Genomic DNA, 12436 nt, shown 5'->3' with positions numbered 1-12436 from the left:
TATGAAAACGGGTCAAATACTCGGCCAGATACACCAGCATCTACACTAACTCCCCACGCCCGAAGGCTACTGTTAGGCCATCCACGACCCGCTCCATTGCGGCACTTCGTGAACCTTTAACTAAAACCGTCACCTGTCCCGGCAACTGGTTAATGTGTTTTATGAGTTTTTCTACTAACGTCGCCACGCTATCATGGTGCTCCGCCCCGAAAGCTTGGCTAGTATGCTGAGTCAAGGTGCCAGTACAGAACAGGGCATCAATCCCCTGTTGCTTTGCCAGTTGTCCCAGTTCAGCGTGTAAAAGGGGCGCATTGTCGCCTAATTCGCCCAAATCTCCCAGTACCAAACAACGATTTTCAGAAATTTCCTTTAACCAAGCGATAGCCGCCCCCACGGATACAGGGTTAGCGTTATAGCTATCATCGATTAAACGGACTCGGCCTAATTGAGTCGGCTGCATACGTCCCTTAACGGGGATCAGTTTGCTTAAGCCTTCGGCGATCTCTTTTAGAGTTAATCCTAATGCGATACAAACACTTGCAGCAGCTAAGGCATTGCTGACTTGATGACGTCCCGCTAAAGGTAAGGTCACTTCGCAGGACTCACCCGCATAATTAAGAATAAAGCGGTAACAACCATCGCTATTGGCTTTATGACCTGTCGCAATCACATCGATTTGGCGTTTCGCCGCGCCTTCCTGCTGGGAGAAGCTCAATTGCTTATAATGCTTGGCTTTAACACGCATCACATCAGCAAAGGCGTCGTCGGCATTAATAATCGCAGTACCGCCTTGTTGCAGATGGTTATAAATTTCCGATTTTGCCTGCGCCACACCGGCCTGCGAGCCAAAGCCTTCTAAATGGGCACTGCCGACGTTATTGACTAACGCCACATGCGGACGGACCAATGCAGAGGTGTAATCAATCTCGCCTTTATGGTTAGCCCCTAACTCAAATACCCCATACTTATCTTCGGGGGTTAAGCGCAGTAGGGTTAAAGGTACGCCGATTTCATTATTAAAATTACCCGCGGTGTAAAGTACTTGATGCTTAGCCGACAAAATAGTGGCAATCATCTCTTTCACGCTGGTTTTGCCGTTAGAGCCAGTTAATGCCACACAAATAGGATTCACTTGGTCGCGGACATAGGCGCCAATCGCGCCCATGGCCTTTTGGCAATCAGCAACAATTAGCTGCGGAATATCAAAGGCCAATTCACGTTCAACCAGTAATGCAATGGCGCCATTTTCAATTGCCGTGGCCGCAAAATCATGGCCATCAAACCGCTCACCCTTTAAGGCGACGAAAAGGGTCGCGGGGCCGATTTTACGGCTATCGCTGCTTAATGCTTGGATGGTGACATCGTCACCGACTCGATGCGCACCTAAGTATTGGCTCAGTGCCCCGAGGGAAATTGGGATCATTAGCGTTGCTCCGATAACTGACGTGCCAGGGCGCGTTCATCATAGTCATGACGCACACCTGCCGCCTCTTGGTAAGTTTCATGGCCTTTGCCCGCAAGCAAAATCACATCCCCAGATTTAGCCTGTGCGACGACTTGTTTAATCGCAGCCACACGGTCAACCTCGGTCAGCGCTCGCTCTGGGTGAGTCAGCCCTTGGATAATATCGGTAATAATTTGGTTAGGATCTTCGCTGCGGGCATTATCGCTAGTCACCATAATGCGATCGGCAAATTGCTCCGCCGCACGCCCCATTAAAGGCCGCTTACCCTTGTCACGGTCGCCACCGCAGCCAAACACGCACCAAAGCTCCCCTGCACAGTGACGACGCAGGGCATTAAGTGCCTGTTCAATCGCATCGGGGGTGTGGGCATAATCGACGACTAAGGTGATGTTGTCCGCGGTGGTAAAACGTTCCATACGGCCAGACACGGGCACTAAGTAAGGTACCTTGGCAGCTAATGCACGCATATCCATTCCCTGTAAATACAGGGCTGATAGTGCAGCGAGTAAATTCGAGAGGTTAAAAGCGCCTAATAACGGCGAACGAATATCGATTTCGCCCTCGGGCCAGACTAAGGTCGCCTGCACGCCTTGGTCGTTAAATTGGGCATTCTTAGTGTAAAACGCAGCATCGGTATGCGCTTCAATGCTAAAACCCCACATCTTCGCAGGAACGTTTGCCAGCTCGGATAACCAAGCGACGCCCACGGGATCGTCTAAATTCAGTAAACCATGGCGCAGGGAGTCGAAGCGAAACAGCATTTGCTTGGCCGCGGCATAGTTTTCCATATCGCCGTGGTAGTCCAAGTGATCACGGGTTAAGTTAGTAAATACCGCCACATCGAAGGGTACGGCATCGACTCGCCCTTGGACTAAACCATGGCTCGAGACTTCCATCGCACAGGTATTTACACCTTTATCTGCAAATTCATTAAGTTGGCGCATTAAGGTAATGGCATCGGCGGTCGTATTGCCGCTATCGACTAACTCGCCCCACAGGCCATTGCCGAGCGTGCCCATCACCGCCGCTTTACCCTCAAGCAGGGTCACTAATTGCGCGCACAATTGGCTTGTCGAAGTTTTGCCATTAGTCCCTGTAATACCCACAATGGCCATAGATTGACCTTGAACAACGGGATAACGCACCGCAGCCACCGCTGAAACGTGCTTAGCTAACTCATAGAAATAAATCTGTACGCCTTGCTCAGCCGCAATAACTTTGCCCTGCTCTTGGTGATTATCCGTATGCACTAACACTGCAGCCGCACCTTGGGCTAAGGCCTTATCGATAAACTGACGACCATCGACCTTGTGTCCAGGCAGCGCTAAAAACACATCGCCGCGACGTATTGCGCGGCTATCTAGAGTCAAATCTTGGAAGGTTTGTTCGCCCGCGTAGGGGAACCAAGGAGCGAGTAGATCCCTTAATAACATTATTCAGTTCTCCCGGCGAGACCCGCCAATTGCACCTGTTCTTTATCGGAAATGGGTTCAACATTTAACATTTGCAGTGCGCCTGACATCACCTTAGCGAAAGCAGGCCCTGCCACTGAACCACCATAATAGAGATCGCCCTTAGGTTCATTGACCACAACGACGATAGCGAGTTTGGGATTATTCACCGGCGCAACGCCTGCAAATAACGCAACATAATCATCACCATAACCACCGGCTACCGCCTTACGGCTGGTGCCCGACTTACCTGCGACGGGATAACCATCGATATGCGCAAGTGTACCTGTACCACCTTTTTCGGTGACACCCACCATCATTTGCAGCACGTCTCTAGCCACTTCTTCTGAAATCACCCGTTCACCTTCGGGCGGCTTTTTAAGTTTTAAAATCGATACTGGATATAAAGTGCCGCCATTGCCTAAAGTCGCGTACATCCGCGCTAATTGCAGCGTCGTCGCGGTTAAGCCGTAACCAAAGGATAAAGTGGCACGCTCAAAGTCAGACCAACGGTGGCGATCTTGGATAAGGCCTGCGCTTTCTCCCGTTAAGTTAATCCCTGAAAAACTACCTAATCCCATGGATTGATAAGTGCCGAGTAACTGCTGTACTGGAATCGACAGGGCTAATTTACTAATGCCCACGTTACTGGATTTGGCCAAAATACGCGCTAACGTCATATCACCGTAGTTAGATGCATCACGCACTTGGCGTCCACCTAAACGCATCCAACCTGGAGAGGTTGGGATCACATCGGTGGATTTAACGGTGCCCGCTTCTAACGCCGCCGCAACCACAAAGGGTTTAATGGTCGAGCCGGGCTCGAAGGTGTCCGTCATCGCGCGGTTACGCATTCTGAAGGTTTGAAAATTATCACGGGAATTAGGGTTGAAGGAGGGCGTATTCGCCATCGCTAACACTTCACCCGTGTGGATATCGAGTACCACAATCGACCCTGACGTCGCTTGGTTCATCTCTGTGGTGCGCTTTAACTCGCGATAGGCAAGCTGCTGGATCCTATGGTCGATACTCAGGACAAGATCATTTGGGCTTTCGCCTTCTTGGACGATATCGAGGCGCTCAACCACATGACCATCACGTGACTTACGTACTTTCTGTTTGGATGGCGTACCAGTAAGCCAACTGTTATAGGCATTTTCAACGCCTTCAATACCAACATCATCGATATTAGTGATACCAATAAGTTGGGCAGTTATCTCACCACCGGGATAGTAACGGCGAGACTCAGACTTTAAAAATACCCCAGGCAATTTAAGCTGAGTTATGTAATCAGCCACCGCGGGAGTCACTTGACGCTTAAGGTAGGTAAAACGTTTAGTTGGATTGCTACGGACTTTATCGAGTACGTCTTCAACGGGTTCGTGTAATACGTCAGCCAGTGCTTGCCAACGACGCATATCTGTAAAGCCATTGCTATCGTTAACTTGCTTTGGATCTGCCCACACTGCACGCACTGGCACACTCACCGCCAGCATATCCCCATTGCGATCAGTAATTAAGCCACGCTGTACCTCACGACTGGTAGTACGTAACGTACGCATATCGCTCTCATGGCGAAGCTTATCAGGCTCAATAATTTGGATATAAGCAGCACGACCCACCAGGCTTGAAAACATCGCAAATACAAAACCAACCACGACGTATAACCGCCAATGGATCAGTTGTGGCTTTTGCTTTTTGCTTGCCTGTTTGGTTTTTGCTTGCCTAATCATATCTTCCCTATGTTCACGGCACCTTTACCACAACTTCTTCGCTGGGTAATGGGCGACTCATGTTGAGATCCTTCGATGCAATCCGCGTAATTCGGCTATGCTCCGTTTGGGATTGCTCTTCCAATAATAAATTGCGCCACTCGATATCTAACCTGTCACGCTCCTGCAATAGCAGATCCCATTCAGTAGTGAGTTTGCGACTCACATGGCTGGTATACACCACAGCCACTGCATTACTGAGCACGAGCAGGGCAAGTAACAAAATCCATTTGTGTTGCCAAAGGTCGTGTAATACAACCTGTGGTAGACTCAATGAGGGCTTACTCATTTGTTTGCCCTCTAGTAATCTAGTCGCTCGGCAATGCGCAATACCGAACTACGGGCTCTTGCATTGCGCTCAATTTCCTCATCGGATGGCATAATCGCCTTGCCAATGGCACGTAGTTTACGCGACTTATTAATCTGATCTTCAGTGATGGGTAAACCATGGGGCACACTCTCACCTTGACTGTGGCGGCGGATAAATCGCTTCACTATGCGGTCTTCTAAAGAGTGAAAGCTGATAATCGATAAACGACCCTGCGGAGCAAGCACGGTTAATGCACCTTCAAGTGCTTGATCAATTTGATCTAACTCACTATTGATATAGATACGTATTGCCTGAAACACGCGGGTGGCAGGATGTTTATTACGCTCTTTGTTTTTGGTGATCCGCGCAATTAAATCGGCTAAATCTTTGGTACGTAAAAACGGGGTTTTATCGCGGTCGGCAGCAATGCAACGGGCAATATGACGAGCATTTTTCTCTTCGCCATAGGTTTTGAATACCCATGCCATATCTTCAATTTCAGCACGGGCTAACCACTGGGCAGCGGTTTCACCTTGGCTATTGTCCATGCGCATGTCGAGTGGACCATCACGCAAAAAGCTAAAACCACGTTCCGCATCATCGAGCTGCGGTGAGGACACGCCTAAGTCGAGTAACACACCATCAATCTTGCCAACCAGACCAAGCTCTTCGACGTAATCGGCTAACTGACCAAAGCCACCGTGTACGATTTGAAAACGGGGATCATCGGCAAATTGTTTAGCAGCTTCAATAGCCTGAGGATCGCGGTCGATCGCAATCAGGCGTCCGTTTTCACCCAGTCTTTGCAATACTTGTCTTGAATGACCACCGCGGCCAAACGTGCCATCAATATAGATGCCATCGTCTTTAATGTTTAAACCGCCAACCGTTTCTTCGAGCAAAACGGATAAATGGGCAAATTCTTGACTCATTAATTTCTTCTTATTTAATTATGCGACTCGTTAGAGTGAAAAATCCGCCAGACGCTCGTTGTTAGCAAGCTCCTCGCTTCGAATCGTTTCCTGACACTCATCAATTTGCTGCAGCCAAGCTTGCTCATCCCACAGCTCAAATTTGTTTAACTGTCCCACCAGCATGATGCGCTTATCCAAATTGGCATACTGCCTTAGCGGTGGTGGCAGTAATATGCGTCCGTTGCTATCGAGCTCCACCTCATGGGCATAGCCCAGCAACATGCGCTTAAGGGATCGTTGGGTTTTATCTGTATCCGAAAGCTTGAGCAACTTAGCTTCAATCAACTCCCATTCGTGGAGGGGATAAAGGAGCAAACACGCAGATTGAATATCGACTGTGATGACGATGCGGCTCTGGTGCTCTAGTTGCAAAGGTTCGCGGTATCGCACTGGAATAGCGATCCGTCCCTTTGTATCTAAGTTGATAGCACTGGCTCCACGAAACACGCTAATTCATCCTATCCTTTGCTTTTTGATCCACAAATATCCACTATTTCCCACAAATGCTAAGTTTAGGGATAGTCGACAAGCATTGTCAAGGGATGGGATCCTTTTATAAAGCCAGTCGGCAAGCGGGTTAGCAGCATGTTGACCCCATAACTTAGCGACAATGTTTTGACAAAATGAGCAGCTTAAAATCAGCTAAACGATGGAAACCATAGAAATAAAAAGCGGACAAAAAAACAGCAGCCTTTTGCTTTCAGGCAGTTGCAATGAAATTTCTGCCACAAAATTTCGGTAAATGTGGGATTTTCCTCATAGGTAAATCACGCTAGACTCACAACGCGTAACAAAACAAACCTAAAATTAACCTTTTTGTGATCCCGTAAAGTGTAAAATTTCAGCATAAATAGCTGAAATTTTATTTTTGGTTGTAGATTTATTCTGCAATTAGGTGAGTATTTTTATTTCACGATTGCGAGGAAGATCAAAACTCCCATGGGATTAACTCAAAATAAATCGCCTATGACCGCAACTCAGATCCGCACCTACCACAAATGGTTTGCACTCCTCGCCGCCTTTCAATTGTTGATATGGGTTGCAACAGGTGCTTATATGGTATGGATGGATATCGAGTTTATCCGTGGCAAACCTTTGGCAAACAAGAACAATGCCGCAATTTTCCATGTAGAAGCTCCCGCTTATAGCTTGACGGATTTCATCAAAACTCACCCAGATGCAACAGAAATCAATTTATATGCTCACCAAAGCACACTCTTTTATAGCGCCAAAATAGCGGGGAAATTACAGCGTTTTAGCACTGTGACGGGAGAATTATTACCCCTCTTAAATCAACAACAAGCACTCGACACTGCTCAGCAACTATACACGGGCAAGGCTAAGATCATCCATTCAACACTCCACCAGCAAACAGCACCGAATGAAATCTCCCTCCGCGCATTACCTGTATGGCAGTTGGAGTTGGACGATGCAATGAACTCGACACTCTATATCTCCGCGGTCACAGGACAATTGGTCAGCGCTCGACATAATTACTGGCGGCTGTTCGATATAATGTGGATGCTGCACATTATGGACTACAAGACTCGGGAGAATGTGCAGAACCCGTTACTCACGGTAATGAGTACACTCGCCCTATTGACCGCACTCTTTGGTATCGCGTTGAGCTATATCAGTTTTCGCAATACTAACTCCCAAGAGGAGCCAAAATGAGCTTCTCAAACAAACGGAATGCTGAGAGTAAACGCCATATCAGTTTAGTGATGCAAACTCTACACAAATGGCTATCACTTATTGTTGGCCTGCAACTGTTGATTTGGATCGTAACAGGACTGGCCTTTAACCTGATTGACGAGCGTTTTTTCGATGCGAACCCATATCGCACTACGCATCAAACAGCGAGTCCCACTACTGCACTCGCCCCCACGGCTAATCTACTGCAACAATATCAAGCAGAAGGCATTATCGAGCTTAAGTTGACTTCAGTGCTTAGCCGCGCAGTGTATGCCCTTACAACAACTCAGCAAAACCGCTGGTTTTGGGCCGACTCACTCCAACCGCTATCCTTGCATGATGCCGAGATACTCGCTATTGCCAAACAGAGTTACTCAGGCCCTGGTGAACTCAGCGCACCGCAAATCCTCACCCATGAAACGCCATTCGACGCCAGTGGCCCAGTTGCTATGCTGACAGCCGCGGACAAAGTAGGCACTCGGATTTATATCGATACAGCCTCGGGCCTGATTCTTGCCCACCAAAATCGCCAATCGGATCTTAAAGATCTGCTGTTTATGCTGCATTTTATGGATTATGCTCCCGATAATGGCATTGGTTTTAACCACGTATTGGTACAACTCGTCAGCATTGCCGCGCTGTTATTCGGTCTTTCGGGGATTTACATCCTTGGGCATAAATTCCATCAAAGTCAGTTATCACTCCCTTTCTTTAGACGTAAGGCCGCAACAGGAAAACTGGCGCTTTATACTCAGGACAATCAACCTCTTGCCGAATTTACCGAGCTCAATGGCACTTATTTAGAAAGCATTAATCGAGGGAGTGAAAGGCTAAGAACCCAATGTGGCGGTGGCGGACGCTGCGGCCTGTGTAAACTCAGGTTTGTCGAGCAGGCGCCCAGTCCCAATGATTATGATCTGGATAAACTCACCACAGCAGAGCTTGAACAGGGCATTCGCCTAAGCTGCCAACACAAGGCCAGCTCTAGCAAACTTGCACTCGTCACTAAGGCGCAACACAGATATTGGCCAAAGTCAGAGTGCCAGTAGAGTATCGCGCATAAGCTTCAATCGGCGTATAGTCTAAATATTGAGCAGCCCCTGCCGATAAAGGATTAAGTGGTCATAAACCAAGGAGGCGCTATGAGTGGATTGGACAGTCTTTACGCTATGCTGGCTCAGCCAGTAAAACCCGTATTAACCCCAAAGCGGATCGTTGATCAGGTGAGCAGTGCCACCGCCAATGCGCCCGATAGCCATGAAACGCCGCAGTCGCAATTGCCACCCACCCTAGATGCGAAAGTCAGGGAAAGACGTAAACAGGATAATGCCAGTCGCAATAAAAAACGCCGCGCAGCGGACAAACAAGATTTAAAAGAAGGAAAAGTACTTGAAGTCACTGACGATACCGCTGACACAGCGCAGCCAGCTAACAAACATATTATCGATATCGAAGTTTAACGTGCTGGCCGTTAAATAAATATATTCTCGCAGGCGCAACCTCAGGGTGCGCCTTATGTGTTTCAAGCCTAAACGAAACTAAGAACGCGTTCTTGCCACCGCATCTTGCCAACCAGCGTATAACCGCTCCCTTTTACTCGCATCAATATTCGGTTTGAAGTGTTTATCGATACAGGCCTTATGCTCCAGCTCAGTTACCGAGTGCCAAAATCCAACGGCCAGCCCAGCTAAGAATGCCGCACCCAAAGCGGTCGTTTCGCAAACACTCGGCCGTAACACTTCAACATCGGTAATATCTGCTTGAAATTGCATTAAAAAGTCATTTGCGACCGCGCCACCATCCACTTTCAAACGCTTTAGGCTGACGCCACTGTCTTTAATCATGGCATCGAGTAAATCCTTACTCTGGTAGGCAATCGACTCTAATGCAGCACGGATAATATGATTACGGTTAGCGCCGCGCGTTAACCCAAACAGTGCGCCACGGGCATTAGGATCCCAATAGGGAGCACCGAGCCCAACAAAAGCAGGCACTAAATACACCCCATTGGTATCCGCGACTTTAGAGGCAAAATATTCGGTATCGCTGGCATCGCGAATAAGCCCCAGCTCATCCCTTAACCATTGAATTGTCGCGCCGCCCATAAACACTGAGCCTTCTAGGGCGTAGTTCACTTCACCTTGAGCGCCTACCGCCACTGTGGTTAATAACCCATGGGATGAGCGCACGGCTTTATTGCCTGTGTTCATTAATAAAAAGCAGCCAGTGCCATAAGTATTTTTAGCCATTCCCGGCTCGACACAAAGCTGGCCAAAGAGCGCTGCCTGTTGGTCGCCCGCGATCCCCGCGAGTGGAATTTCGCTGCCCTCACCGGCAATACGGGTTGTGCCATAGACACTGCAAGAAGGTTTTACTTCAGGCAACATGGCGGCAGGAATATCGAGCGCCTCCAGCAGCTTGCTATCCCAACTCAGGCTGTGGATATTAAACAGCAACGTACGGGCTGCATTGGTGGGATCGGTCACATGGACTTTGCCTTCGGTGAGTTTCCACAGCAACCAAGTATCCACAGTGCCGAATAACAGTTCACCTCGTTTGGCCTTCGCACGTGCATCCGGCACATTATCTAAGATCCATTTGATCTTAGTGCCTGAAAAATAAGGATCGAGTAAAAGGCCGGTATTCTCACGCACATAATCTTCTAAGCCGTGCGCTTTCAGTTGCTCACAGATCTCAGCGCTGCGGCGACACTGCCACACAATGGCATTGTAAACCGGTTTGCCTGTGGCCTTTTCCCAAACAACGGTGGTTTCCCGCTGATTGGTAATACCAATCGCCGCCACTTCATCGCTGTGAATCCCCGCTCGAGCCAACGACTCAATAAGCACTGAACTTTGGCTTGCCCAAATCTCCATTGGATCGTGTTCAACCCAGCCGGGATTAGGATAAAGCTGAGTAAACTCCCGCTGTGAAACACTGACAATATTGGCATCGTGGTCAAACACAATCGCTCTTGAGCTGGTTGTGCCTTGATCTAACGCCACTACATATTTTTTCTGCACACTCTTTCCTTTCTTCAAGCCAAATCAACGCCATTGAGATTTTATGGTCAACATTATCGCCACAAAATTCCCTTGGGGTGAATATATTCTTAATGGCTGTCTTTGACCAGCATCGGCCGAAACAGTGAATAAAATCAAATAAATCATTAAGAAGATACTCAGGTGTGTAGCGTGTCCGATGACATACTGTTTGCTAGGGCAGCACTATTATCCGTTTATCTAGAATAAGGACAGCACAAGTGCATACGCCCGCTTAATTGCAGCCAAAATGCCCCTAAAGCATCAATGCGCCCAACTCGCTTTGCAAATAAACAAATACCTTCTACGCTTTATATAATTAGAAAAATCTAATTGATAAAATTTAGATTATACAAAGACCAAGGCAGGTTCTTTGTTAACAATATCCATTCGGAGGAGTAGATAATGAAAAGAGTCATTGTAATTGGGGCGGGACTAGGTGGCGTATCGGCAGCATTTGAACTCAAACAGCGACTGCCTTCCGATTGTGAAATAGGTGTGATCAGTGAAGGGGCTGACTTCCAATTTGTTCCCTCAAATCCTTGGGTAGCACTCGGTGAACGTAAGCGCGAAGACATCAGTCTTCCAATTGGAACCTACTTAGCTAAACGTAAGATTAGTTATTCCGGTGAAGGTGTTACCCATATAGACCCACTCAACAAAAAGCTCACCTTAGGGGATGGTACAACAAATAATTACGACTATTTAGTCATCTGCACAGGCCCTAAACTCGCCTTTGAAAACGTCCCAGGTTCGGGCCCTGAAGGGTTTACTCAATCTATTTGTACCATTGATCACGCCGAAAAAGCCTATGAATGCTTTCAACAACTGCTCGCAAAACCCGGCCCAGTGGTAGTAGGCGCATTGCAAGGGGCAAGTTGTTTTGGTCCAGCCTATGAGTATGTGTTATCCCTAGAAAGCTTATTACGTAAACATAAAGTTCGTCAGCATATCCCTATTACCTTTGTGACCAGTGAGCCCTATGTGGGTCATATGGGGCTCGGTGGCGTTGGGGACTCTAAGTCACTTATGGAACATGAATTTAGAGAACGTAGCATCAAGTGGATTTGCAATGCTAAAACAACCCACTTTGAATCAGGTATGGCTTATGTTGACGAATTGGATCGAAAGGGCGAAGTAGAATTCCAACATATCTTACCCTTCTCCTTGGCGATGTTTTTACCGCCCTTCAAGGGCAGTGCAGCCATTGCATCGGTACCTGAGCTATGTAACGAGAAAGGCTTTGTTCTCACCGACTCCTTCCAACGATCACCACGTTACCCAGAAATCTATGCCGCTGGAGTTTGTGTCGCGCTGCCACCACTGGAAAAAACCCCCGTACCGATTGGCGTACCCAAAACAGGTTTTATGATTGAATCGATGACGACAGCAATTGTGGATAACATCCTTGCCAACCTAAAAGGAGAGCCACCACAAACCCACCCAACACTCAACGCCATTTGTTTAGCTGACATGGGAGATAAAGGCGCCGCTTTTGTGGCTCTGCCGCAAAATCCACCCCGTAATGCTAACTGGACGTCCATGGGTAAATGGGTGCATGTGGCCAAAATTGCCTTTGAGAAATACTTTCTCTACAAAGTCCGCAATGGCACCAGCGAGCCTATTTACGAAAAATACGTACTCGGAAGTTTAGGGATCCATCGAACACATGGCCCAAAAGATAGTGAGTAGCCCTACGCTTAGAGACAAAAAAGCCCTGAGAATTCA

11 protein-coding genes are annotated in these 12436 nt (G+C 47.9%); 4 read left to right on the top strand and 7 right to left on the bottom strand.

Going from position 1 to position 12436, the window contains the following annotated elements:
• Positions 1-40: 40 nt before the first annotated feature.
• From L976_RS04070 to mraZ, 6 genes are read right to left on the bottom strand one after another with little or no spacing between them, the layout of a single operon-like run.
• Positions 41-1423 carry a UDP-N-acetylmuramoyl-tripeptide--D-alanyl-D-alanine ligase gene (locus L976_RS04070; RefSeq protein ID WP_047534511.1) on the bottom strand — a complete coding sequence of 461 codons (1383 nt, stop codon included), beginning with the start codon at positions 1421-1423 and terminating at the stop codon, positions 41-43.
• Entirely contained in the window at positions 1423-2901 is a 1479-nt protein-coding gene (gene murE / locus L976_RS04065; protein WP_047534508.1) for a UDP-N-acetylmuramoyl-L-alanyl-D-glutamate--2,6-diaminopimelate ligase, read from the bottom strand. The genes L976_RS04070 and murE overlap by 1 nt, the downstream gene beginning before the upstream one ends.
• Positions 2898-4649 (bottom strand): peptidoglycan D,D-transpeptidase FtsI family protein, encoded by a 1752-nt coding sequence (locus L976_RS04060; protein WP_037422838.1) that lies wholly within the window; start codon positions 4647-4649, stop codon positions 2898-2900. The genes murE and L976_RS04060 overlap by 4 nt, the downstream gene beginning before the upstream one ends.
• Positions 4650-4662: 13 nt before the next feature.
• The gene (gene ftsL, locus L976_RS04055) at positions 4663-4977 is read right to left on the bottom strand and encodes a cell division protein FtsL (RefSeq protein ID WP_037422840.1); all 315 of its coding nucleotides are present in this window, start codon (positions 4975-4977) and stop codon (positions 4663-4665) included.
• 11 nt (positions 4978-4988) lie between these two features.
• Complete coding sequence (rsmH, locus tag L976_RS04050) at positions 4989-5930, bottom strand: 16S rRNA (cytosine(1402)-N(4))-methyltransferase RsmH (RefSeq protein ID WP_011624305.1); 942 nt, start codon at positions 5928-5930, stop codon at positions 4989-4991.
• Between the two features lie 30 nt (positions 5931-5960).
• A complete protein-coding gene (mraZ, locus tag L976_RS04045; protein ID WP_037422844.1) occupies positions 5961-6419 on the bottom strand; it encodes a division/cell wall cluster transcriptional repressor MraZ in 459 nt (152 codons plus the stop codon).
• 492 nt (positions 6420-6911) lie between these two features.
• Here mraZ and L976_RS04040 point away from each other — a divergent pair, with 492 nt between their 5' ends.
• From L976_RS04040 to L976_RS04030, 3 genes are all read left to right on the top strand, one after another.
• Entirely contained in the window at positions 6912-7646 is a 735-nt protein-coding gene (locus L976_RS04040) for a peptidase (RefSeq protein ID WP_231570469.1), read from the top strand.
• Positions 7643-8716 (top strand): PepSY domain-containing protein, encoded by a 1074-nt coding sequence (locus L976_RS04035; protein ID WP_047534502.1) that lies wholly within the window; start codon positions 7643-7645, stop codon positions 8714-8716. Before L976_RS04040 ends, L976_RS04035 begins: the two co-directional genes overlap by 4 nt.
• Before the next feature lie 93 nt (positions 8717-8809).
• Positions 8810-9127, top strand: coding sequence for a hypothetical protein (locus L976_RS04030; RefSeq protein WP_037422850.1), 318 nt, complete (start codon positions 8810-8812; stop codon positions 9125-9127).
• Positions 9128-9205: 78 nt separating this feature from the next.
• Here the strand turns inward: L976_RS04030 and glpK are convergent, their stop codons facing one another.
• On the bottom strand, positions 9206-10690 hold the full coding sequence (glpK, locus tag L976_RS04025) for a glycerol kinase GlpK (protein ID WP_037428871.1): 1485 nt from the start codon (positions 10688-10690) through the stop codon (positions 9206-9208).
• Positions 10691-11113: 423 nt separating this feature from the next.
• Between glpK and L976_RS04020 the strand changes: the two genes are divergently transcribed.
• Entirely contained in the window at positions 11114-12400 is a 1287-nt protein-coding gene (locus tag L976_RS04020; protein WP_047534498.1) for an NAD(P)/FAD-dependent oxidoreductase, read from the top strand.
• The last annotated feature ends 36 nt before the right edge of the window (positions 12401-12436 follow it).

The organism is Shewanella sp. ZOR0012 (genome assembly GCF_000798835.1).
GTDB lineage: Bacteria > Pseudomonadota > Gammaproteobacteria > Enterobacterales > Shewanellaceae > Shewanella > Shewanella xiamenensis.
This window is presented reverse-complemented; position numbering and strand designations above follow the sequence as displayed.

What these genes read in the sequence shown, in the direction of transcription:
- ftsL (WP_037422840.1), bottom strand. Translation starts at nt 4,977, where the DNA reads ATGAGTAAGCCCTCATTGAGTCTACCACAGGTTGTATTACACGACCTT.
- L976_RS04060 (WP_037422838.1), bottom strand. Translation starts at nt 4,649, where the DNA reads ATGATTAGGCAAGCAAAAACCAAACAGGCAAGCAAAAAGCAAAAGCCA.
- L976_RS04070 (WP_047534511.1), bottom strand. Translation starts at nt 1,423, where the DNA reads ATGATCCCAATTTCCCTCGGGGCACTGAGCCAATACTTAGGTGCGCAT.
- L976_RS04040 (WP_231570469.1), top strand. Translation starts at nt 6,912, where the DNA reads ATGGGATTAACTCAAAATAAATCGCCTATGACCGCAACTCAGATCCGC.
- L976_RS04020 (WP_047534498.1), top strand. Translation starts at nt 11,114, where the DNA reads ATGAAAAGAGTCATTGTAATTGGGGCGGGACTAGGTGGCGTATCGGCA.
- rsmH (WP_011624305.1), bottom strand. Translation starts at nt 5,930, where the DNA reads ATGAGTCAAGAATTTGCCCATTTATCCGTTTTGCTCGAAGAAACGGTT.
- L976_RS04035 (WP_047534502.1), top strand. Translation starts at nt 7,643, where the DNA reads ATGAGCTTCTCAAACAAACGGAATGCTGAGAGTAAACGCCATATCAGT.
- L976_RS04030 (WP_037422850.1), top strand. Translation starts at nt 8,810, where the DNA reads ATGAGTGGATTGGACAGTCTTTACGCTATGCTGGCTCAGCCAGTAAAA.